The organism is Paenirhodobacter sp. CAU 1674, from assembly GCF_029222945.1.
Taxonomy (GTDB): domain Bacteria; phylum Pseudomonadota; class Alphaproteobacteria; order Rhodobacterales; family Rhodobacteraceae; genus Rhodobacter.
This window is the reverse complement of sequence record NZ_JARHUH010000004.1, coordinates 220859-242421: the sequence shown is the minus strand read 5'-3', so window position 1 is coordinate 242421 and position 21563 is coordinate 220859. Positions and strand designations below refer to the sequence as shown.

Sequence of the window (21563 nt, the reverse complement as noted above, 5' to 3'; positions counted from 1 at the left end):
GACTGTCGAAGGGACGCCCCCGTGATCCGTGTCTTGAGCCTTGTTGCCCTGTTGTGTGTTCCTTTCGCCCCGGCGATGGCCGAACAAGGCACGCTGAAACTGCTGTCCACCGGCTCTGCCAGCCGCGGATGGGAGGCGGTCGGGCGGCTTGAACTTGGCAAGGGCAGCTTCTGCACCGGCACGCTGATCGCCCCCGATCAGGTGCTGACCGCCGCGCATTGCCTGTTCGACAGCACGACCGGCGCGATGATCCCGACCGATCAGATCGAATTTCGCGCGGGCTGGCGCAATGGTCGGGCCGTCGCCTATCGCGGGGTGCGGCGTGCGATGGTGCCGCCCGCCTATCAGTATCAGGGCGCCGACAAGATCGCCCGCGTGGCCCGGGATCTGGCGCTGATCGAGCTGGATCAGCCGATCCGCCTGCCGCAGTTGCGACCCTTCACGCTCGATACTGCGCCGGTGATCGGGGAAACGGTGGGCGTTGTCTCCTATGCCCATGACCGGGCCGAGGCACCCTCGCTGCAAGATGTCTGCCAGGTGCTGGAACGCGCGGCCGATGTGGTGATGATGAACTGTGCGGCCGATTTCGGTTCGTCCGGTGCGCCGGTCTTCGCGATGCGCGATGGCGAGCCACATATCGTTTCGGTGATCTCGGCCAAGGCCGCGCGGGCGGATGAGCCGGTATCGCTGGGCAGTCTGGTCGATCATGTGGCCGATCTGCGGGCGGCGATGAAGGCGCGCAGCGACGCGCCCAACGCACAGATCAGCCGGGCCAAGGGCGCAAAATTCATTCGCCCCTGAGCCTGCGCCCATGGCGCGCGGGGGGTCTTGAAAGCGGCGCGCGGTCTTCCCAGATTTGTGTCGTCGGGGTGCCGAACCGGGCCCCGTCGTGAACCGTCCGGCCCCGCAGGGGCGGGCAAAACGACCATCGCTCCGATGAGGATGACACAATGCGTAACTTTGATTTTTCGCCGCTCTATCGCGCCACCGTCGGCTTTGACCGCGTGGCTGACCTGATGGACCGGATTTCCGCGGCCGATGTCGGCCAGCCGACCTATCCCCCCTATAACATCGAGAAAACCGACGAGAATGCCTATCGCATCTCGATTGCGGTTGCGGGCTTTGGCTCGGACGAGCTGTCGGTCGAGCTGCGCGACGGCGCGCTGATCGTCACGGGCCGCAAGGCCGAAGAGGCGGGCGCGCGCACCTATCTGCACCGCGGCATCGCCACCCGCGCGTTCGAGCGTCGCTTCGCGCTGGCCGATCACATGAAGGTTTCGGGCGCAAGCCATGCCGACGGCATGCTGCATATCGACCTGCTGCGCGAGGTGCCCGAGGCGCTGAAACCGCGCCGGATCGAGATTGCCGGGCCGACCACGGTCGAGGCCAAGCGGGTCGAGACCGTCGAGGCCTGATCCGGCCCCTGGAATTGAAACCGGGCGCGCGGGGGAACCTGCGCGCCTTTTGCGTCAATGCCCCAGATCGTCTCGCGTCACGGCGACCGATTTCAGCACCGCGAAGCACTCCACCCCGGGGGTCAGCCCCAGGGCGGCGACCGACCGCTGCGTGATCCGCGCCAGGATCGAGTCCTGACCCAGCCGGACCTGCACCCAGGCGCGGCCGCCCGCGTCGGGCGCGATCCGTGTCACAACGCCGGGCAGGATGTTCAGCGCCGACAGGCCCTCGGGGCGGTGGCGGGACAGGATCACGTCGCTGGCGTGAATGCGCACGCGCAATTCCTCGCCCGGCTGGCCCGGCGCATCGGGCAACCAGATCGGCCCGGCCCCGGTTTCAAGATGGGCCAGCCCGTCATCTTCGTGCGCGATCAGGCGCGCATGGATCACGGCGCCCGCCTCTTGCGCGCCGAATTGCGCAGCCAGCGCCGGGTCGGCCAGCACCTCGGCCGCGGGCCCTGCCGCCAGCACGCGGCCCCCGCCCAGCACCACCAGCGTTGAGGCCAGCCGCGCCACCTCGGCCACCGAATGGCTGACGTAAAGCACCGGCATCCCGGCATCGCGCAACCGTTCCAGAAACGGCAGGATTTCCTCGCGCCGGGGGGTATCCAGCGCGGCCAGCGGTTCATCCAGCAACAGTAGCCGGGGGCGCGACAGCAGCGCCCGGCCAATCGCGCCCCGCGCCTTTTCGCCCCCCGACAGCGCGCCGGGGCGGCGGCCGAGCAGGGCGCCGATGCCCAGCATCTCGACCACCTGATCGAAGCCGGGGCCGGTCGCCCCGCGCGGCGCAAATCGCGTGCCATAGATCAGATTGCCGCGTACCGACAGATGCGGGAACAGGCGGTGATCCTGAAACACATAGCCGACGCGGCGGCGATGCGGCGGCAGGCACAGCCCGGCGGCGGTATCCAGCAACACCTCGCCCTGCGCCACGACACGTCCCCGGTCCGGCTGCATCAGCCCGGCAACCGCATTGACCACCGTCGTCTTGCCCGCGCCCGAGGCGCCGAATAGCGCCGTCACCCCGCCGGGCGCCGAAAAGGCAATGTCGAGCGCGAAGCCGCCGAACTTGTGCTGCAGGGCGACCTCAAGCATCGCGGCCCCCGATCCGGCGCGCAACGGCGCGCGACAGGACTTCCGATCCCAGCACGGCGGCCAGCGCGACCGCGACCGAAATTGCGGCCAGCCGCGCGGCTGCGGCCTCGCCGCCCGGCACCTGCAGCAGGGCATAGATCGCCGAAGGCAGGGTCTGGGTCTGGCCGGGGATGTTGGACACGAAGGTGATTGTGGCGCCGAATTCACCCATCGCCTTGGCGAAGGCCAGAATGGCCCCGGCGATGATCCCGGGCAGCATCAGTGGCAGGGTGATCGTGACGAATGTCCAGATGCGCGAGGCGCCGAGCGTGGCAGCGGCCTGTTCAAGCCCCGGGTCGACGGCCTCGATCGCCAGCCGGATCGCGCGCACCATCAGCGGAAAGCCCATCACCGCGGCGGCCAGCGCCGCGCCGGTCCAGCGAAAGGCGAAGATCAGCCCGAAGGCCTGTTCCAGAAAGGCGCCGACCGCGCCCTTGCGGCCAAAGACCAGCAGCAGGAAATAGCCGGTCACCACCGGCGGCAGGATCAGCGGCAGATGCACCAGCGCATTCAGCAGCCACAGCCCCGGCATCCGCCCGCGTGCCAGCGCCATCGCCGCCGCAATACCCAGCGGCAGCGAAAAGGCGACCGCCACGGCGGCCACCTTCAGCGACAGGAAAACTGCGCCCCAGGCTTCGGGGGGAATTCCGTTCACTTTTCCCCTTTCATGGAAAATCCTTGAGCTTGAAAGATTTGCGCGACCTCGGCGCCGCCCAGATAGGCCAGGAAGGCGGCGGCATCCTCGGGCGCGGTGCCGGTGGTCAGCTGCGCCGCCGGATAGATGATCGGCGGGTGGCTTTCGGCCGGGAAGGTCGCGGCCAGATGCACGCGCGGCTCGGCTGCGGCATCGGTGGCGTAAACCACGCCGAAGGGCGCCTCGCCGGTGGCCACCAGCGCCAGCGCGGCGCGCACGTTATCGGCCTGCGCCACATGCGGCGCGAGCGCGTCCCACAGGCCCAGATAGGTCAGCGCGGCCTTGCCGTATTGCCCGGCGGGCACGCTGTCGACCAGCGCCATCGCCAGATGCTGCTCGCCCAGCGTGGCGGGCAGATCGGCCAGATCAACCGCGCCGTCCTCGGCGCCGATCAGCACCAGCGTGTTGCCCAGCAGATCACGCCGGGTGCCGGGCACGACCACGCCCGCACCTTCAACCGTATCCATCCAGGCGACCGAGGCCGACAGGAACAGATCGGCGGGCGCGCCTGCCTCGATCTGCCGCGCCAGGGCGCTGCTGCCCGCATAGGAAATCACCACCGGATCGTGGCCCGCGTCCTGCCAGCTTTGCGCGACCTGATCGAGCGCGGTTTTCAGCGAGGCGGCGGCAAAGACCGTCGGGCTTTCGGCGGCGGCAAGCCCCGGCACAAGCAGGGCTGCGGACAGAAGAAGATGGCGCATGGAACCTCCAGCGTTATGTTTCGCCAGACATAACAATGGGACCGGATCACGCCAAGCGTTATTTTCAACTGGACACATCGGGCTTCACCAAAGCTCCGATTGTGGCGATTTCTGCGGCCCCGGCCTCTCGCAGCCGGGCCTCCAGCGCACGATACTGCGCCAGAACGGTTTCGCCTGCCGCCGTCAGATGTGCGCCGCCGCCATGGGCCCCGCCGCGCGCGCTGTCCACCAGCGGTTCGGTAAAGCCCGCATTCATCGCTTCGACCAGGCTCCAGGCGCGTTTATAGCTCATGCCCATGCGCCGCCCTGCCGCGGAAATCGAGCCTTCGGCGGCGATCGCTTCCAGCAGGTCGGCCTTGCCGGGGCCGAACATGACCGGGCCGAAATAAAGCCGCAACATCAGGCGGGTGGGGTCCATCGGGTGCTCCTTGCTTTGGGCCATCCTGCGGGCGGCTGCGGCGCATTGCAAGCGCGCTGCCCCTTGCGCCCGATGCGCCCTTGCGCCAGCTTGGCCGCCAGGGGGAGATTTTCATGCGATTGTCGATCGGCTTTCTTGTGGCGGGCTATGTGCTCAGCCAGTTTTACCGCGCCTGTCTGGCGGTTCTGACCCCCGTGCTGAAGGCCGAACTGGGCGCCACGGCGGGCGATCTGGCGGTGTCGCTGGGGCTTTGGTATGTCGCCTTCGGGCTGATGCAGATCCCGGTGGGCGAGGCGCTGGACCGGATCGGACCGCGCCGGACGGTGGGCGTCATGCTGGCGCTTGGCGGCGGTGGCGGGGCGGCGGCCTTTGCGATGGCGGGCGGCCCCTGGGGGATTCATCTGGCAATGGTCCTGATCGGGATCGGCTGTTCGCCGGTGCTGATGGGCGGCTATTACATCTTTGCGCGCAGCTTCGCGCCCGCGGCCTTCGGGATGCTGGCCGGGGCGATGATCGGTGTCGGCAGTCTGGGCAATCTGGCAGGCGCCGCGCCGCTGGCCTGGGTGGTCGAGGCCTTCGGCTGGCGCGCCACGCTTTGGGCGCTGGCGGGGGTGACGCTGGCCGTGGCGGCGGCCATCCTGACCTTCACGCGCGATCCCGAACGGATCACGCGCGCGGCGGGGCAGGGCGGTTCGGTGCTGGATATCCTGCGCCTGCCGGGATTGTGGCTGCTGCTGCCGCTGACGATGGCGAATTACACGGCCGCCGCGGGGATCAGGGGGCTGTGGGCCGGGCCCTATCTGACCGCCGTGCATGGCGCCGATGCGACGCTGATCGGGCAGGTGACGCTGGTGATGGGGCTGGCGATGGTGGCGGGCAATTTCGCCTATGGCCCGGCCGACCGGCTGCTGGGCAGCCACAAGCGCGTGGTGCTGGCGGGCAACGCGGTGCTGGCACTGGCGCTGGCGGTGCTGTGGCTGATGCCGGATGCCAGCCTTGCGCAGGTCACCGCGCTGCTGGCGGTGGTGGGGCTGGCGGGGGCCTCGTTCCCGGCGATCATGGCGCATGGGCGCGCGTTCTTTCCGGCGCATCTGGTGGGGCGGGGCGTCACGCTTTTGAACATGTTCTCGATCTCGGGCGTGGCGATTGCGCAATTCGCCTCGCGCCCGGTGTTCGAGGCCGCCTCGCGCACGGGCGATGCGCGCCATGCCTTCGCGATGCTGTTCCTGTTCTTTCTGGTGCCGGTGCTGATCGGCCTTGGGTTTTACCTGTTCACCCGCCCCCGCGCCGAGAGCTTCGACTGACACGCGGTCCGGGCGCGCCCTTCCTGCATCACTTGGCCGAAATCGTCGCGAATCCCTTTCCTGTCTCGCGCATTTCCGCTAAGCGGCAGCGTTCTTTCGAGAAGGAGGCCTTCATGGGCTACAAAGTCGTCGTCGTCGGCGCCACGGGCAACGTGGGCAAAGAAATGCTGAACATCCTCGCCGAGCGCGAGTTTCCGGTCGATGAAATCGCGGCGCTGGCGTCGCGCAAGTCGCTGGGCACCGAAGTCAGCTTTGGCGACCGAACTCTGAAGACCCAGGATCTGGACACCTTCGATTTCACCGGCTGGGACATCGCGCTGTTCGCGATCGGCTCGGACGCGACCAAGGTCTATGCGCCCAAGGCCGCAAGCCAGGGCTGCGTGGTGATCGACAACTCGTCGCTCTACCGCTACGACCCGGACATCCCGCTGATCGTGCCCGAAGTGAACGCCGACGCCATCGTGGGCTACAGCAAGAAAAACATCATCGCGAACCCGAACTGCTCGACCGCGCAGATGGTCGTGGCGCTGAAGCCGCTGCATGACCGCGCCAAGATCAAGCGCGTCGTGGTGTCGACCTATCAGTCGGTGTCGGGCACCGGCAAGGAAGCCATCGACGAGCTGTGGGACCAGACCAAGGGCATGTATGTTCCCGGTCAGGAAGTGCCGCCGAAGGTCTATCCCAAGCAGATCGCCTTCAACGTGATCCCGCATATCGACGTGTTCCTGGAAGACGGTTCGACCAAGGAAGAATGGAAAATGGTCGCCGAGACCAAGAAAATTCTTGATAAGTCGATCAAGCTGACCGCGACCTGCGTGCGCGTGCCGGTGTTCGTGGGCCATTCCGAAGCGATCAACATCGAGTTCGAAGAGCACCTGGACGAGGCCGAAGCCCGCGACATCCTGCGTGAAGCGCCCGGCATCATGGTGATCGACAAGCGCGAGCCCGGTGGCTACGTCACCCCGGTCGAATGCGTCGGCGATTACGCGACCTTCATTTCGCGGATTCGTCAGGACAGCACCGTCGACAACGGCATCAACCTGTGGTGCGTGTCGGACAACCTGCGCAAGGGCGCGGCGCTGAACGCGGTGCAGATCGCCGAGGTTCTGGGCCAGCGCTGCCTGAAAAAAGGCTGATCCCCGCTGCGGGACGGCATCGGCCGGATCACGCCGGTCTGATTGGATTGTGAGGGGGCGCGGCTTCGCGCCCCCTTGCTTTTGCGCGGCCTCCCGGTGACCCTCGGGCCATCCAACGGGAGGTTCCTATGAAACCCTTTTCGATCGCCGCCGCTTTGCTTTTCACCGCCGCCCCGGCCGCGCTTTTTGCGCAAACGGTCGAGGCGCCCGCCCATATCACCGCCGTCACCCTGTTTCCCTGGGGCGCGCAAGTGACCAGAACGGTCGAGATTTCCGGCGACGGCGCGCAAGAGGTGATCGTGCCGGGCCTGCCCGATGGCACCCGGATCGAGACGCTGCGGGTCAAGGGGGATGGCGTCAAGGTGGGGGCCGTCACGCTGATTGACGCGCGTGAACCGGCGACCGAGCCGCTGACCTCTCCGGCCCTCGAAGCCGCCCGGGCCGAAGTCGAGCGGCAGGAACTGGCGCTTGCCGAGAAGGAGGACGCCGTGGCTGCGATCCGGCTGCGGGCCGAGGCCGCGCGCGAACGCGCCGCCTTCCTGCGCGGGGCGAGCACGCAGAACGTTGCCCCCGACCAACTGGCCGCGCTGGCGCAGACGGTGGGGGCGGGCATTCTGGCCGCAAATCAGGAAGCGCAGGCCGCCGAGGTCGAGGCGAAGGCCGCAGACCGTGCCTTGAAACCCGATCGCGAAGCGCTGGAGAAGGCCCGCAAGGCCTTGGCCGCGCTTGAAAATCCGAACACCGATAGTGATGCGCTGCTGGCCACGGTCGAAGGGGCGGGGCAGCTGGAAATCACCACCTTCACCGATGCGGCCAGCTGGACGCCTGCCTATGATCTGCGGCTGGACCGGACGAGTGGCACCCTGGCGGTGGATCGCTATGTCTCGATCGCGCAGAACTCGGGCGAGGACTGGGCGGGCGTCGATCTGACGCTGTCCACGGCGCGCCCGTCCGAACGGATGGACCCCGGCCATATCTGGCCCGAACGGCTGGAATTCGGGCCGCCCGACGCGCCGGTCGGTGGCCTGCCCAAGATGCTGACCCGGGGCATGGTCCAGGCCGACGCCTACGCACCCGCCCCGGTGGCCGAGACGGCGGCGATGGAAATGCAGGGCATGACGGTGACCTATCGTTACGGCACGGCGGTCGACATCCGTGACGGGGTCGAGGCGCTGCGGCTGAAGCTCGATCAACTGGAACTGCCCGTCGAGGTGCTGGCCGAGGCGGTGCCGATGCTCGACGAGACCGCCTATCTGGTGGCCGAGGTCAGCAACGACACAGGCCAGATCCTGCTGCCCGGGTCCGCGACGCTGTTTCTGGATGGGGCCGTGGTCGGGATGACCGACCTTGGCCTGACCGCGGCGGGCGACACATTGCGCCAGGGGTTCGGCGCGATCGACGGGCTGCGGCTGAAACGGGTGGTCGTGGACAAGACCGAGGGCGACCGCGGTGTGATTTCGAAATCGAACGAACGGCGCGAGCAGGTGCGTATCGAGGTGGAAAACCTGACCGCCGAGGCCTGGCCGGTGCGGGTGATCGACCGCGTGCCCTATTCCGAGCAGGAAGATCTGACGATCGACTACAGCGTGACCCCGGCGGTCAGCGCCGAGAATTACGACGATGGCCGCGGCTTGCTGGAATGGCGCTTCGATCTGGCGCCGGGCAAGACGCAGACCGTCGCGCTCGACACCACCATCGGCTGGCCCGCAGGGCAGGTGCTGCGTTAATCGCAGCCGCCTCCCATGATTGAACCTGAGCCAGGCGCGCCCATGGGGCGCGTCTGATGGCATCCATGCCTGCAGGGCGGCATCACGCCGCGCGCCCGCGTCCCCGTCCCAGGGGCGGCAGTTCCATCCGGCGCGGCAGGGCCCCGGGGAAGGGCGCACGAAACCGCAGGGACAACCCCGCGAGCGTGTGGCCAATTTCCTCCAGCCAGATCACGAACCGATCCGAGGGCCATTCGTGCACCGCCAGCCGGTCCTCGATCAGCCGCAGAACGAAACCATCGTGCCTTAAGCGACTTTGCAGGTCGAGCCAGCCATCGGCGGCCTCCAGCACCTGATGCATCGCCACAATCCCCTGCGCGGGGCCGGTGCGCGGGCGTGGTGCGGGGCCAGGCGCAAGCGCGTCAAACAGGATGCCGCGGATCACCTCGGCCGGGTTGAGGTGCTGCGCGCGTGCGGCAGCCTCGATCGCGGCGATGAGATCGTGATGCAGGCGAAGGGTGACGAGTCGATGCTGGGTCATGCCCGGATATTGCGCGCAGAAGATTTAAGATGCGCTGAACAGGGCTTGGGATTTGCAGGCACTCGGGGCCGCCGGGCGGCCCCGAGGCGTGGCGTTCAGATCTGTTCGAACGCCCCGGTCTGCGGGTTGTATTGGCTCAGGTTGCCCGCGCCGATGTCGTGCCACAGCCCGTGCAGCGTCATCTCGCCAGCTTCCAGCGCCGACTGAACGAAGGGGAAGGTCATCAGGTTTTCCAGGCTGATCACCACGGTTTCCTTCTCCAGCGCTTCGATCTGCTCGGTCTCGGGCACGTCCTTCACGCGCTCGAACCCCGGGCGCAGCAGGTTCAGCCAAGTGCCCACGAAAGAGGTTTTCTCTTCCAGTTCCGGGGCATGTCCGGTGCACATCGCATGGCAGCCCTTCACGCCGCCACATTGCGAATGCCCCAGCACGATCATATGCGCCACTTTCAGCGCCTTCACGGCATATTCGATGGCCGCCGAGGTGCCGTGGTGATCGCCGTCGGGATTGAACGGCGGCACCAGGTTGGCAATGTTGCGGTGGCTGAAGAATTCGCCCGAATCCGCGCCGAACAGCGAGGTCACATGCACCCGCGAATCGCAGCATGAAATGATCATCGCACGCGGGCGCTGGCCTTCATCGGCCAGACGCCGATACCAGCTGCGGTTTTCCGCATATGTCGTGGCTTTCCAGCCCTGATAGCGTTGAATCAGATAAGAGGGCAACGGCCGCACATTTTCCTTCATCATCTTTCCCTTCAAATGCTGCGGAGTAGATAGGCCGGGTGGCGCCGAAATTCGAGAGGATTTTCGTGCGCCTCAACCTTTTCTTGAGGCTTCTTGCGCCATTCTGTGCGCGGCCATGGGGGCCGGGGTGGTCGCGGGCGGCGGTTCGCGCCGATGCGAGGGGGTGCCGGGTGGCGCAGATTTCGACATTTTCATGTGATGAACCGGTGAATCTCGATCCCGACCGGATCGTCGTTCTGTACGCCGAACTGGGTCAGGTCGCGGCAGAGCGGGTGCTGTCGGCCGCGATGGAGGATCTGGCAGTGCATCTGGTGGCGATCCAGATGGCGGTTCTGGACCGTCAGGAACAGGTGATCCTGCGTGGGCTGGATGAACTGGGGCGTCTGGCGCGGCAGGTCGGGATGCGTGTGCTGTCGCAGGTGGCGCGCGATCTGGCCGATTGCGTGACGCGCGAAGACGCGGTGGCACAGGCGGCGGTGCTGGCGCGGCTGGTGCGGATCGGCGACCGCTCGCTGACGGCGGTCTGGGATTTACAGGATATGCGCGGGTAGGGCGGCGCGCCCTTGAAGGCGCCGATGGCTGCGCTAGGCTAGGGGCGAAACGGGCTTCGACTGGCCCGCCTGACTTTCAAAAGGACCGCCGATGACCGCCCCCCTGCACGATCACCCCGCCATGCACTTCGCCCCCGCGGGCGAGGCCGCAAAACCGCTCTACCTGTCCGAAGGGGCCCTGCCCGACGCGCTGAGCACCGCGCAGCGCAGCTGGTGCGAGGCGCAGGGCTTTGCGGGCAAGCTGGGCGATCTGTGCGTGCTGCCCGATGCCGAGGGCGGTGTCGCGGGCGCGGTCTTCGGGCTGGGCACGGCGGCGGAACGGGCGCGCGAGCGGTTCCATCTGGCGCGCGCGGCGGCGGCCCTGCCGGGCGGTGCCTGGGCCTTGGAAAGCCCCGATCTGCTGGGCGAGGCGCTGGAAGCCGAGGTTCTGGGCTGGCTGTTCGAGGGTTATCGCTTCGCGCGTTATCATGCGGCCCCGGCGCCCAAGGCGCGGCTTGTGTGCCCGCCGGGCCTTGACGCCGCGCGGCTGGAGGCGATCGCGGCGGGCGAGGCGCTGACCCGCGATCTGATCAACACCCCCGCCAATGACATGGGCCCCGACGAGTTGGAGGCCGAGGCCACCGCGCTGGCCGCGCAGCATGGCGCCACGCTGTCGGTCATTCATGGCGAGGATCTGCTGGCGCAGGGGTTTCCGCTGATTCATGCGGTCGGGCGTGCCAGCGTGCGCGCGCCCCGTCTGCTGGATCTGCGCTGGGGCGATGCCGGGCCCGAACTGACACTGGTCGGCAAGGGCGTGTGCTTCGACACGGGCGGGCTGGATCTGAAGCCGGCGTCGTCGATGGGCCTGATGAAGAAAGACATGGGCGGGGCGGCCACCGTGCTGGGGCTGGCGCAGATGATTATGACGCTGGGGCTGGCGCTGCGGCTGCGCGTGCTGATCCCGGCGGTGGAAAACGCGGTGGCGGGCAACGCCTTCCGCCCGCAGGACATTTACACCGGCCGCAAGGGGATCAGCGTCGAGATCAACAATACCGATGCCGAGGGGCGGCTGGTTCTGGCCGATGCGCTGGCCTATGCCGACGAGGAATCGCCGGATCTGATCTTGTGCATGGCGACGCTGACGGGGGCTGCGCGGGTCGCGCTCGGCCCCGATCTGCCGCCGTTCTATACCGATGACGAGGCGCTGGCGGGGGCACTGTCGGCTGCGGCCGCACAGGCCGCCGATCCGCTGTGGCGAATGCCGTTCTGGGCGCCCTACGAGCCGCTGATCGAACCCGGCATCGCCGATCTGGACAACGCGCCCTCGGGCGGCATGGCGGGGTCGATCACCGCGGCGCTGTTCCTGCGCCGCTTCGTCACCGAATCCGAACGCTTCGCACATTTCGACATCTACGGCTGGCAGCCCGCAGCGAAACCGGGGCGGCCGAAGGGCGGCGTGGGGCAGGGCGCGCGGGCCATACTGGCCGCGCTGCCCCGGGCGCTGGATCTGTGATGGACCGCCGCCTGACCCCGTTTTCGGGCCGGGTCGCGCTCGAATCCCTGCGCGGGCAGGTCGATGCCGCGGCGTTCACCGTGGGCGAGGCCGCGCGCATTGCGGTGCCGGTGACCGATCTGCTGGCTGCCGCCGACGGGCTGCGGGACCGGCAACTTCTGTTCGGTGCGCAGGTCACGGTGATCGACCGGCAGGGCGGCCATGCCTTCGTGCAGGCGATTTCCGACGGCTATTGCGGCTGGGTCAGCCTGTCCGCCCTGGCCGATCCGCAACTGCCCACGCACCGGGTCAGCGCGCCTGCGACCCATGTTTACCGCGAAGCCTCGATCAAGCGGGGCGAGGTGATGCGCCTTAGTCTGGGGTGCGAGGTCGCCGTGCTCGCCGAAGAGGGCATGTTCGCGCGCACCCCCGAAGGCTATATCCCGCGTCAGCATCTGCGCGCGCTGGCTACCCCCGAAACCGACCCTGTCGCGGTGGCCGAGCGGCTGATCGGCACGCCCTATCTGTGGGGCGGCAATTCGCGCGACGGGATCGACTGTTCGGGGCTGGTGCAATTGGCCTATGCCGCCTGCGATCTGCCCTGCCCGGCGGACAGCGATCTGCAGCGCGAGCGGTTGGGCGCCTATCTGCCCGATGGCGCGACCGCGCAGCGCGGCGATCTGTTCTTCTGGCGTGGTCATGTCGCGCTGGCGGTGTCGGACTGCGTTCTGCTCCATGCAAACGCCCATTCGATGAATGTCGCGCGGGAAGGCATCGCGCCCTGCCTCGCGCGGATCGCCGCAGCGGGCGAGGGCCCGTTTTACGGCATCAAGCGGGGGAATGCGGGCTAGGCCGAGCGTGGGGGTCAGTCGATCGGACGGATCAGCTTGCGCTCCAGCACGCGCAGGACGGTGGGCAGGTCATGGCCGCGTTTCAGGATCTGCCCGTCCATGCCGATGACCGCATACATGCCCTGACGGCTGCGCAGCGCGGGGCGTTTCTCGATCCGGTAAAGCGGGTTTTCCGCGGCGCGCCGAAACACCGAAAACACCGCCACATCGCGCAGAAAGCTCAGCCCGTAGTCGCGCCATTCGCCCGCGGCCACCATCCGGCCATACAGCGACATGATCGCCCCCAACTCGCGCCGATCAAAGGCGATCTGCGCAGGCGCAGCTTGCGGGCCGGGAAAGGGCGTGGGCGACTGGATCGTCATGACGGAATGGTGACACCGCGGCGGTGGCAAATCAACCCTTCCGTGCGGACCGGGGGCGCGCCCCGAAATTGCCTTGAAATCACCGCGGCTTTGCCGCCCGCCGCCCGTTTTGGCGCCTTGATCGGGCGGCATATCGTAAGGCAGCGGCAAACGCTAAACCCCCGGCGGTGCGCTTAATTGCCCCCACCCAGTTCGTACCGCCGGGGCGTTTCCCGCGACAGGCCCCGCCCGCAATGGCGGGGTTTCGCATTTGTGAGCCCGCCCCCGTTGCCTGCGCCGGGCTTTCCCGCCATCTTGCGCGGGCATTGCACAAGGAGCCCCGTCATGCTGCGTCGTCTGTCCGCGATTTCGTCCCCGCTTCGCCTGACCCTCACGCTGGGTCTTGCGCTGGCTGCCGGTGTGGCCCTGGCCCAGGACGAGGCAGAAAATCCTGTCGTGCGCGCGCGGATGGAGGCGATGCAGAAGATCAAGGTGCAGACCGGCATTCTGGGCGATATGGCGGCGGGCAAGACCGCCTTCGATGCCACCCGGGCCGAGGCCGCGAAACGGGAATTGATCGCCCTTGGCGATCAGATCGAGCCGCTGTTTGCCGCCGCCGAGGACGACCCGGCCTCGGACGCGCTGCCCGACATCTGGACCAGCCCGGCCGAGTTCCGGCAAAAGGCAAACCGGATGCTGAAGGGCGCGATGGGGCTGGAGACCGGCAGCGCCGGGCGGCTGGGCGATTCGATGAATGCGCTGAGTGCCGCGTGCAAGGATTGCCACGGCCGGTTCAAGATGTAAGGCGGGGCCCGCAGGCCCCGCATCCGCGATCAGCCGCAGTCGATGTTGAAGATATTGCCCGAGGCGTCGAGCCGGAACACCACGCGCTGCGGGTTGTATTCCTGCGGCTCGATCCCGCGCCATTCGACGATGTTCACCGGGCGGGTGATGCCCAGCGTCGGGATCACCGCCGCCGGCTGACCCAGGGCCGAGACGTAATCGGCGGCATGGCAGGTGTCGGGCTCGCGCTGTTCAAGCGGGCCTTCGGTGACCGGCGCGGTCAGATGCGGCATCGGCATCGGCGCGGCGGCAGGCTGGAACTCTTCGGTCTGCGCGCCCTGGCATGCAGCCAGCATCAACGCAGCACCGACAATGGCGGAAAATCTGATCAACATGTCGCACCCATTCTTGCGTTGGCCCGGGCAATGCCGCAGGCTTTGGCCACATATACAGCGAGGAAATGCCTATGAGAACCCGTGCCGCAGTGGCTGTTGCCCCCGGAAAACCGCTTGAAATCATGGAGGTGAACCTCGAAGGCCCGAAAGCTGGCGAAGTTTTGGTGGAAATCAAGGCCACTGGCATCTGCCACACCGACGAATTCACATTGTCGGGAGCCGACCCCGAAGGCATCTTCCCGGCGATTCTGGGCCATGAGGGCGCGGGCGTCGTGATCGAATGCGGCCCCGGCGTGACGACGCTGAAGCCCGGCGATCATGTGATTCCGCTCTACACCCCCGAATGCCGGCAGTGCCCCAGCTGCCTGAGCCAGAAAACCAACCTGTGCACCGCGATCCGCTCGACCCAGGGGCAGGGCCTGCTGCCCGATGGCACGACCCGCTTCTCGATGCTCGATGGCACGCCGATCCATCACTACATGGGCTGCTCGACCTTTGCGCAGCACACGGTCGTGCCCGAAATCGCGCTGGCGAAGATCCGCGACGATGCGCCCTTCGACAAGGTCTGCTACATCGGCTGTGGTGTGACGACGGGGATCGGTGCGGTGATCAACACCGCCAAGGTCGAGATCGGCGCCAAAGCGGTGGTCTTCGGTCTGGGCGGTATCGGGTTGAACGTGCTGCAGGGCCTGCGCCTGGCGGGCGCCGACATGATCATCGGCGTCGATATCAACGAAGGCAAACGCGAAATGGCCGAGCGCTTCGGCATGACCCATTTCGTCAACCCGACCAAGATCGAAGGCTCGGTCGTCGATCACATCGTGAACCTGACGAAAACCCCGTTCGACCAGATCGGCGGCGCGGATTACAGCTTCGACTGCACCGGCAACGTCAAGGTGATGCGTGATGCGCTGGAATGCACCCACCGGGGCTGGGGCCAGTCGATCATCATCGGCGTTGCGCCCTCGGGCGCGGTGATCGAGACGCGGCCCTTCCAGCTGGTGACCGGGCGCGTCTGGAAAGGCACCGCCTTCGGCGGCGCGCGCGGGCGCACCGATGTGCCGCAGATCGTCGACTGGTACATGAACGGCAAGATCGAGATCGACCCGATGATCACCCACACCATGCCGCTGGAAGACATCAACAAGGCCTTCGACATGATCCACACCGGCGAATCCATCCGCTCGGTGGTGATCTACTGACTGCGGGCTTCTTCTTGGTCCAAATACTCAACTCCCCCGGCTGTGCAGATCCCGCGGCCGGGGGTTTTGCACCCCCGGACCCCCGCAGAGTATTTTTCCAAGAAGAAGTTCAGCCGCCCAGATAGGCCGCCAGTGCCGGGGGCGGGTGATCGAGCAGATCGGCGGTGGCGTGCGGTGCCTGTGCCTTGCCCTCGGCCACCAGGATCGTCTGCGGGCAGAGCGCGCGGGCATCGTCGGGGTCGTGGCTGACCATCAGGACGGTGGTGCCCTGCTCGGCCGCGATTTCGGCCACCAGCGTCAGCATGTCGGATTTCAGCGCGGGGCCAAGGGCTGCGAAGGGTTCATCCAGCAGCAGCAGGGGCCGCGCGCGCAGCAATGCCCGCGCCAGCGCCACGCGGCTTTGCTGGCCGCCCGACAGTTCGGCGGGCTTGCGCGCGCCCAGCCCGCTCAGCCCCACGCGGTCAAGCGCTGCGTCGATTTTCGTGTGTTCACCGGGGCCAAGACGCAGTTTCGGGTCAAGCCCGAGCCCGAGGTTCTGTGTCACGCTCAGATGCGGAAACAGGTTCTGGTCCTGAAACAGGATCGACAGCGGCCGCGCGCCCGGCGCGCTCTGCGTGATGTCCTGCCCCTGCCAAAGGATGCGCCCGGCCGCGGGGGGCAGGAAGCCGGCGATGGCCGCCAGCAGCGTGGATTTTCCCGCGCCCGAGGGGCCCATCACCGCACAGCGGGCGCCTTGTGGCACGGTGAAATCCGCGCTCAGGCTGAAATCGCCCAGGGTGATGCGCAGCTTATCGAGGGTCAGCATGATGTCCGATCCGGTCGCAGGCCCAGAACAGGGCGAAGGTGAGTGCCATGAGCAGGCAGGCGGCCGCCGCGGCCTGATCCATCCGATAGGCGCCCATCAGCTGAAACAGTGCCAGCGGCAGGGTGCGCGTCTCGCCATCCGAAAACAGCGTGATGACCCCCAGATCGCCCATCGAGAAGGCCGCCGACAACCCCGCGCCAAAGCCCAGCGGGCGCGCCAGCCGCGGCAGGGTCAGCAGCCGCAGCCGCGCCAGTTCGCGCAGGTTCAGGCTGGCGGCGAGCCGGTCGTAATCGGCCTGCAGCACGCGCACCTCGGGGATCAGCAGTCGCACGACGAAGGGCAGGCTCAGCGCCGCATTGGCCAGCAGCGTGACGGGCAGCGCCAGCGTGGCGGGATTGACGAAGGGGCGGGCGATCAGGAACAGCCCGGTGCCCAGCACCAGCGAAGAGGCCACCATCGGCAGCATCGCGGCGCCTTCGGCCCAGCGGTGGCGGGGCGCGGCCAGCGACAGCGGCAGGGCGAGGGCAAGCGTCAGCAAAGTCGAGGCGGCGGCCAGCCCCAGCGAGGTTGCACAGGCGCGCCAGATTGCGGGGCTCAGGTCCGGCAGCGCGGGCAGCCCGCGCGCCACGATCGCGCCGATCGGGGTCAGCAAAAACGCCGCGGCGCCCGCGATGGCCAGCAGATCCTGCACCAGCAGGGCCCTGCCGCCGCCAAAGCGCATCGGCGCGCGGTCCAGCCCTGCGCCGAAGGCGGGCGGTGCGGTCAGGCGGCTGGCAACGGCCAGGGCTGCAAGGCAGACAAACACCTGCACCAGCGCCAGGCTGGCCGCGCGGCCCAGATCGAAATCGAAGCGGAAGGCCTGATAGATTGCCAGTTCGACCGTGGTGGCCCGTGGCCCGCCGCCCAGCGTCAGCGCCACCGCGAAAGAGGTCAGGCAGACCAGAAAGATCGCCAGAAACGTGCCGGGCAGCACGCTGCGCAGCATCGGCCATTCAAGGTGACGCTGCACCTGCGCCGGGCCGAAGCCAAGGCTTGCGGCCAGCCGCATCCGTTCCGCCGGGATCGCCTGCCAGCCGTGCAGGATCATCCGTGTCGCCAGCGGCAGGTTGAAGAACACATGCGCCAGGATCACCCCATGCGCGCCATAGATCGTGAGTGTGGGCAGGCCTAGGGCCTCGAGCCCCGCGTTCAGCGCACCGCGCCGCCCGAAGATCGCGATCAGCCCGATCACGGCCACGATGGTGGGCAGGATGAAGGGCGCCCCCATCAGCGAGATCAGCACCGAACGCCCGGCAAAGCGACGCCGGTTCAGCGCGCGCGCGACCGGCATTGCCAGCAGGCACGACAGCGCCGCCGACAGCGCCGCTTGCCACAGGGTGAAACGCAGCGCCGCCAGATCGGCGCCGCGCAGCGCCGAAAACCCCCCGGCGCGGATCACCACCGCACCGAGGGGCACCAGCACCAGCCCCGCCACCAGGGCGGCGGCCAGCGCGGGCAGGCTTATTTCGCGAAGGCGGCGAGCCATTCGTCCAGCGCGGGCTGACGCAGGGCCTCGGCCTCGGTCTCGTCAAAGAAGATGGTCTTGTCCGGGCGCGGCAGGGCCGCGAATTTCTCGGGCAGGAAACCGGGTTTGATGATGGCCGGGTAGGACCAGTTCGCGGTGGCGATCATGCCCTGGAACGCGTCGGACAGGATGTAATCCATGAATTTCTGCGCCAGCTCGGGCTGGTCGGTGCCTTTCAGCTGGGCCGCGACCTCGGTCAGGAAATAATGCCCCTCGGGGAAGATCGCGGCGACCTTGGTGTCGTCATCTTCCGCGATCAGGTGATAGGCGGGCGAGGTGGTGTAGCTGAGCACCATGTCGACCTCGCCATCGGTGAACAGCCCATAGCTTTCCGACCAGCCCGGCGTGACGGTCAGCACCTTGGGCGCCAGTTTCGCCCAGGCCTCGGGGGCCTTGTCGCCATAAACGCCCTTGACCCACAGCAGCAGCGCCAGCCCCGAAATCGAACTGCGCGGGTCCTGAATGGCGATTTTCAGGCTGTCGGGGGCATCGAGCAATTCCTGAAACGATTGCGGCGGGTTGGCCAGCTTCGTGCGGTCATAGACGAAGGCGGTCTCGCTCCAGTTGAAGGGCAGGAAGGTGTCGTCTGTCCAGGCGATCGGCAGCGTCAGGGCGCCGGTGTCCTGCCCGTGCGGTGCAAACAGCCCGGTGGCGCGCGCCCGCGCGGTCACATCGGTATTGAGCCCGATCACCACATCGGCCTCGGTCTTGTCGCCTTCCAGCAGGATGCGCGGCAGCACATCGCCCGCCACGAATTTCAGGTCGCAGGCACAGACCTCTTCGAAGCCCTTCTCGATGGCCGGCCCCGGCCCCCATTCAGAGGTGAAGTAATCGGGCGCATAGACTGTGAGCACGGGCTTTTCATCGGCCACCGCAGCGGTTGCCACAAAAAGACCCGCAAGCATCAGAGTTTTCTTCATTCTCGTCTCCAAGGCTGACGGGCGGAGACAGGCCGGAACGTGCCGGATACCTTCCCTCCGCCGGTCTTAACCGGTTCAGGTTCAACGGGTTCGCATCATGCATCTCAGCCCTGTCGCCAGAGCACCCCGAGGTGAGACGCAAGATAACGTAGCACGGGAAAGGTGCAAGGGGCATGCGCGCGTCGGGGCTGCGGCTCTGCGACAAAAATACTCGGATTTGCACCTTGCCTTTCGCCCCCTCGGGCGCAACACTGAAACTGGCTGGACAAACCGCAACAGGCCGCCCGGTGTCGGCGGCAATGAGGATGTCCCATGCGCCCGCTTCCCGATACGTTCTCCCGGCTGCAACGGGCCCTGCACTGGGGCATGGTGGCGCTGATCGCCATCAATCTGGCGCTTCCGCAGGCGATGGGCGGGCGCGGGCTGGCACTGGGGGTCTTCCCCAGCGAAGCCCAGCATATCGTGATCGGCTGCACGGTGATGGCGCTGGCGGTGCTGCGGCTGCTGCTGCGACTGACCCGGGGTGTGCCGCCCGAGCCGCTGGGCGCGCCGCGGGTCTTTCGCGTGCTGGCGCGGCTGGGGCAATGGGTATTCTACGCGCTGTTCTTCGCGATGCCGCTGAGCGGGCTGCTGAGCTATTATCTCGACGATCCGACGGCGCGACTGCTGCATGCCGAAATCCTGCGGCCGCTGTTCTGCCTGCTGATCGCGGTGCATGTTTGCCTGGCGCTGGCGCATCAGTTCGTGTGGCGCACCGACATGCTGGGCAAGATCATTCGCGGCTGAGCCCCGGGGCGGGGCGCCAGACGCGCCCGCAGCGGATTGAATTGCGGCCCCACGCTTGCTAGAGCAGCCCAAAGGGAGGCGTCGATGTCCTATAACAGCTTCGGTCACATGTTCCGCGTCACCACCTGGGGCGAAAGCCACGGGCCTGCGCTGGGGGCCACGGTCGATGGCTGCCCGCCCGGCATCGCGCTGGATGAGGCCTTCATCCAGCAGTTCCTCGACCGGCGCCGTCCGGGCCAGTCCAGCATGACCACCCAGCGTCAGGAACCCGATCAGGTGCGCATCCTGTCGGGCGTGTTCGAAGGCAAGACCACCGGCACGCCGATCCAGCTGATGATCGAGAACACCGACCAGCGCAGCAAGGATTACGGCGAGATCGCCCGCCAGTTCCGCCCGGGTCACGCCGACATCACCTATCACCAGAAATACGGGCTGCGCGATTATCGCGGCGGCGGGCGGTCGAGTGCGCGGGAAACCGCGGCGCGGGTGGCGGCGGGTGGCGTGGCGCAGGCGGTGCTGCGCCAGTTGGTGCCGGGGCTGAAGATCACCGGCTACATGGTGCAGATGGGGGTGAAGCAGATCGACCGGTCGCGCTTTGACGCCGATGAAATCCTGCGCAACCCGTTCTTCATTCCCGATGCCGCCGTGGTCGATGAATGGGCCGATTACCTGGGCGCGATCCGCAAGGCGCACAGCTCGGTCGGGGCCTTGATCGAGGTGGTGGCCGAGGGCTGCCCGCCGGGCCTGGGCGCGCCGATCTATGCCAAGATGGATACCGACCTTGCGGCCGCGATGATGTCGATCAACGCCGTGAAAGGCGTCGAGATCGGCGAGGGGATGGGCGCGGCTCTGCTGACCGGCATCGAGAATGCCGACGAGATCGTGATGGGCCCGGAGGGGCCGGAATACCTGTCGAACCACGCGGGCGGCATTCTGGGCGGGATCACCACCGGCCAGCCGATCGTGGTGCGGTTCTCGGTCAAACCGACCTCGTCGATCCTGACGCCGCGCCGCTCGATCAACACGGCGGGTGAAGAGGTCGAGGTGGTGACCAAGGGCCGCCACGACCCCTGCGTCGGCATCCGCGCGGTGCCGGTGGCCGAGGCGATGATGGCCTGTGTGATCCTGGATCACCTGTTGCTGGACCGCGGCCAGACCGGCGGTGTGCGCGGGGAAATCGGGTAAGGGGGGCGCTGCCCCCCTCGGGCCTTGCCCTCACCCCCCCGGGATATTTTGGCCAGAAAGAAGGGATCGGCCCGGGGGCCGGGGCAGGGCGGCACGGCGCGTCGAGCAGGTAAAACAGGCGGGGGCGCGGGCCACGCTATCCTGACATATTCTGACAGCCGGAGCTGTGCCATACTGCCCCTGACGGTTCCAGACAGGAGGCTAGGATGCTGACCCTTTACCACGCCCCGAATTCCCGCTCGACCACGATCCTTGCACTGCTGCATGAGCTGGGGGCGCTCGATGCGGTTGATATTCGCCGAGTCGATATTCCGCGCCAAGACGGCACCGGGGCGCGCGATCCGGCCAACCCGCACCCCGAGGGCAAGGTACCCTTCCTGACCGATGGCGAGGACTGGGTGCGCGAACGCGGCGCGATCGTCGCCTATCTGTGCGAACGGTTCCCCGAGGCGGGGTTGGCGCCGATGCCGGGCGATCCGTTGCGCGGGCGGTTCCTGAGTTGGCTGGCCTATTATCAGGGCGTGATGGAGCCTGTCGTGGTGGGGCAGATGATGGGTATCGAGCATCCGGCATTTTACGCGACCTTCCGCGACACCGCCTGCATGGCGGCGCGCTTGACCGAGGCGCTGAGCGCGGGGCCCTATCTGCTGGGCGAGACCTACAGCGCGGCCGATCTGCTGCTGTATTCGCCCTTCGCCTGGTTTCCGCAGATGTGCCCGGATGTGCCGGTGATCCGGGATTGGGTGGCACGCTGCGCACAGCGGCCCGCGCATGACTGGGCCCAGGCGCAGGATGCGGGCGGATCGGCCTGAATCTGCCCTGCGCCAACCTGTACCTTGCCCCTGCTGAACCGGACGGTCTATGCTGGCGCTGCC

General features: G+C 67.4%; 24 protein-coding genes and 1 riboswitch. Of the genes, 13 read left to right on the top strand and 11 right to left on the bottom strand.

Annotation, left to right across the window (positions count from 1 at the left end):
• Positions 1-21: 21 nt before the first annotated feature.
• Together P2G62_RS07865 and P2G62_RS07860 are read left to right on the top strand one after the other, a co-directional pair.
• A complete protein-coding gene (locus tag P2G62_RS07865) occupies positions 22-801 on the top strand; it encodes a trypsin-like peptidase domain-containing protein (protein ID WP_275734324.1) in 780 nt (259 codons plus the stop codon).
• Between the two features lie 149 nt (positions 802-950).
• Entirely contained in the window at positions 951-1415 is a 465-nt protein-coding gene (locus P2G62_RS07860; protein WP_275734323.1) for an Hsp20 family protein, read from the top strand.
• A 54-nt stretch (positions 1416-1469) separates the two neighbouring features.
• Here the strand turns inward: P2G62_RS07860 and modC are convergent, their stop codons facing one another.
• From modC to P2G62_RS07840, 4 genes are all read right to left on the bottom strand, one after another.
• Positions 1470-2549 (bottom strand): molybdenum ABC transporter ATP-binding protein, encoded by a 1080-nt coding sequence (gene modC / locus P2G62_RS07855; RefSeq protein ID WP_275734322.1) that lies wholly within the window; start codon positions 2547-2549, stop codon positions 1470-1472.
• Positions 2542-3243, bottom strand: coding sequence for a molybdate ABC transporter permease subunit (gene modB / locus P2G62_RS07850; protein WP_275734321.1), 702 nt, complete (start codon positions 3241-3243; stop codon positions 2542-2544). Before modB ends, modC begins: the two co-directional genes overlap by 8 nt.
• The gene (modA, locus tag P2G62_RS07845) at positions 3240-3983 is read right to left on the bottom strand and encodes a molybdate ABC transporter substrate-binding protein (RefSeq protein WP_275734320.1); all 744 of its coding nucleotides are present in this window, start codon (positions 3981-3983) and stop codon (positions 3240-3242) included. The genes modB and modA overlap by 4 nt, the downstream gene beginning before the upstream one ends.
• Before the next feature lie 64 nt (positions 3984-4047).
• A complete protein-coding gene (locus P2G62_RS07840; RefSeq protein WP_275734319.1) occupies positions 4048-4401 on the bottom strand; it encodes a LysR family transcriptional regulator in 354 nt (117 codons plus the stop codon).
• A 113-nt stretch (positions 4402-4514) separates the two neighbouring features.
• On the opposite strand from P2G62_RS07840, the gene P2G62_RS07835 reads away from it, so the two are divergent.
• The 3 genes from P2G62_RS07835 to P2G62_RS07825 all read left to right on the top strand — a co-directional run bounded on the left by P2G62_RS07835 (position 4515) and on the right by P2G62_RS07825 (position 8568).
• A complete protein-coding gene (locus P2G62_RS07835) occupies positions 4515-5705 on the top strand; it encodes an MFS transporter (RefSeq protein WP_275734318.1) in 1191 nt (396 codons plus the stop codon).
• Positions 5706-5818: 113 nt separating this feature from the next.
• Complete coding sequence (locus tag P2G62_RS07830) at positions 5819-6841, top strand: aspartate-semialdehyde dehydrogenase (protein ID WP_275734317.1); 1023 nt, start codon at positions 5819-5821, stop codon at positions 6839-6841.
• Positions 6842-6969: 128 nt separating this feature from the next.
• The gene (locus P2G62_RS07825; RefSeq protein WP_275734316.1) at positions 6970-8568 is read left to right on the top strand and encodes a DUF4139 domain-containing protein; all 1599 of its coding nucleotides are present in this window, start codon (positions 6970-6972) and stop codon (positions 8566-8568) included.
• A gap of 82 nt (positions 8569-8650) precedes the next feature.
• On the opposite strand, the gene P2G62_RS07820 is transcribed toward P2G62_RS07825, so the two are convergent.
• A complete protein-coding gene (locus P2G62_RS07820; protein WP_275734315.1) occupies positions 8651-9088 on the bottom strand; it encodes a hypothetical protein in 438 nt (145 codons plus the stop codon).
• A 95-nt stretch (positions 9089-9183) separates the two neighbouring features.
• Complete coding sequence (locus tag P2G62_RS07815; protein WP_275734395.1) at positions 9184-9834, bottom strand: carbonic anhydrase; 651 nt, start codon at positions 9832-9834, stop codon at positions 9184-9186.
• 206 nt (positions 9835-10040) lie between these two features.
• On the opposite strand from P2G62_RS07815, the gene P2G62_RS07810 reads away from it, so the two are divergent.
• The 3 genes from P2G62_RS07810 to P2G62_RS07800 all read left to right on the top strand — a co-directional run bounded on the left by P2G62_RS07810 (position 10041) and on the right by P2G62_RS07800 (position 12707).
• On the top strand, positions 10041-10385 hold the full coding sequence (locus P2G62_RS07810) for a hypothetical protein (RefSeq protein ID WP_275734314.1): 345 nt from the start codon (positions 10041-10043) through the stop codon (positions 10383-10385).
• A gap of 91 nt (positions 10386-10476) precedes the next feature.
• The gene (locus P2G62_RS07805) at positions 10477-11877 is read left to right on the top strand and encodes a leucyl aminopeptidase family protein (protein ID WP_275734313.1); all 1401 of its coding nucleotides are present in this window, start codon (positions 10477-10479) and stop codon (positions 11875-11877) included.
• Positions 11877-12707: an NlpC/P60 family protein gene (locus P2G62_RS07800; RefSeq protein ID WP_275734312.1), complete on the top strand. Its 831-nt coding sequence runs from the start codon at positions 11877-11879 to the stop codon at positions 12705-12707. Before P2G62_RS07805 ends, P2G62_RS07800 begins: the two co-directional genes overlap by 1 nt.
• 14 nt (positions 12708-12721) lie before the next feature.
• On the opposite strand, the gene P2G62_RS07795 is transcribed toward P2G62_RS07800, so the two are convergent.
• On the bottom strand, positions 12722-13069 hold the full coding sequence (locus P2G62_RS07795) for a DUF2794 domain-containing protein (protein ID WP_275734311.1): 348 nt from the start codon (positions 13067-13069) through the stop codon (positions 12722-12724).
• Positions 13070-13393: 324 nt separating this feature from the next.
• Here P2G62_RS07795 and P2G62_RS07790 point away from each other — a divergent pair, with 324 nt between their 5' ends.
• The gene (locus P2G62_RS07790; protein ID WP_275734310.1) at positions 13394-13852 is read left to right on the top strand and encodes a cytochrome c; all 459 of its coding nucleotides are present in this window, start codon (positions 13394-13396) and stop codon (positions 13850-13852) included.
• Positions 13853-13881: 29 nt separating this feature from the next.
• Here the strand turns inward: P2G62_RS07790 and P2G62_RS07785 are convergent, their stop codons facing one another.
• On the bottom strand, positions 13882-14226 hold the full coding sequence (locus P2G62_RS07785) for a hypothetical protein (protein WP_275734309.1): 345 nt from the start codon (positions 14224-14226) through the stop codon (positions 13882-13884).
• A gap of 71 nt (positions 14227-14297) precedes the next feature.
• Here P2G62_RS07785 and P2G62_RS07780 point away from each other — a divergent pair, with 71 nt between their 5' ends.
• Positions 14298-15428, top strand: coding sequence for an S-(hydroxymethyl)glutathione dehydrogenase/class III alcohol dehydrogenase (locus tag P2G62_RS07780; protein WP_275734308.1), 1131 nt, complete (start codon positions 14298-14300; stop codon positions 15426-15428).
• Positions 15429-15537: 109 nt separating this feature from the next.
• Here P2G62_RS07780 and P2G62_RS07775 read toward each other — a convergent pair whose 3' ends face one another.
• The 3 genes from P2G62_RS07775 to thiB are packed head-to-tail and all read right to left on the bottom strand — an operon-like array spanning position 15538 to position 18717.
• Positions 15538-16233 carry an ATP-binding cassette domain-containing protein gene (locus P2G62_RS07775; protein ID WP_275734307.1) on the bottom strand — a complete coding sequence of 232 codons (696 nt, stop codon included), beginning with the start codon at positions 16231-16233 and terminating at the stop codon, positions 15538-15540.
• The gene (locus tag P2G62_RS07770; protein WP_275734306.1) at positions 16217-17758 is read right to left on the bottom strand and encodes an ABC transporter permease subunit; all 1542 of its coding nucleotides are present in this window, start codon (positions 17756-17758) and stop codon (positions 16217-16219) included. Before P2G62_RS07770 ends, P2G62_RS07775 begins: the two co-directional genes overlap by 17 nt.
• Positions 17734-18717 carry a thiamine ABC transporter substrate binding subunit gene (thiB, locus tag P2G62_RS07765; protein WP_275734305.1) on the bottom strand — a complete coding sequence of 328 codons (984 nt, stop codon included), beginning with the start codon at positions 18715-18717 and terminating at the stop codon, positions 17734-17736. Before thiB ends, P2G62_RS07770 begins: the two co-directional genes overlap by 25 nt.
• A 35-nt stretch (positions 18718-18752) precedes the next feature.
• A riboswitch (TPP riboswitch) is annotated at positions 18753-18856 on the bottom strand.
• A gap of 173 nt (positions 18857-19029) precedes the next feature.
• On the opposite strand from thiB, the gene P2G62_RS07760 reads away from it, so the two are divergent.
• The 3 genes from P2G62_RS07760 to P2G62_RS07750 all read left to right on the top strand — a co-directional run bounded on the left by P2G62_RS07760 (position 19030) and on the right by P2G62_RS07750 (position 21500).
• The gene (locus P2G62_RS07760; RefSeq protein ID WP_275734304.1) at positions 19030-19503 is read left to right on the top strand and encodes a cytochrome b/b6 domain-containing protein; all 474 of its coding nucleotides are present in this window, start codon (positions 19030-19032) and stop codon (positions 19501-19503) included.
• A gap of 84 nt (positions 19504-19587) precedes the next feature.
• Positions 19588-20688, top strand: coding sequence for a chorismate synthase (aroC, locus tag P2G62_RS07755; protein ID WP_275734303.1), 1101 nt, complete (start codon positions 19588-19590; stop codon positions 20686-20688).
• Between the two features lie 206 nt (positions 20689-20894).
• Positions 20895-21500 (top strand): glutathione S-transferase family protein, encoded by a 606-nt coding sequence (locus P2G62_RS07750; protein WP_275734302.1) that lies wholly within the window; start codon positions 20895-20897, stop codon positions 21498-21500.
• Positions 21501-21563: the final 63 nt, after the last annotated feature.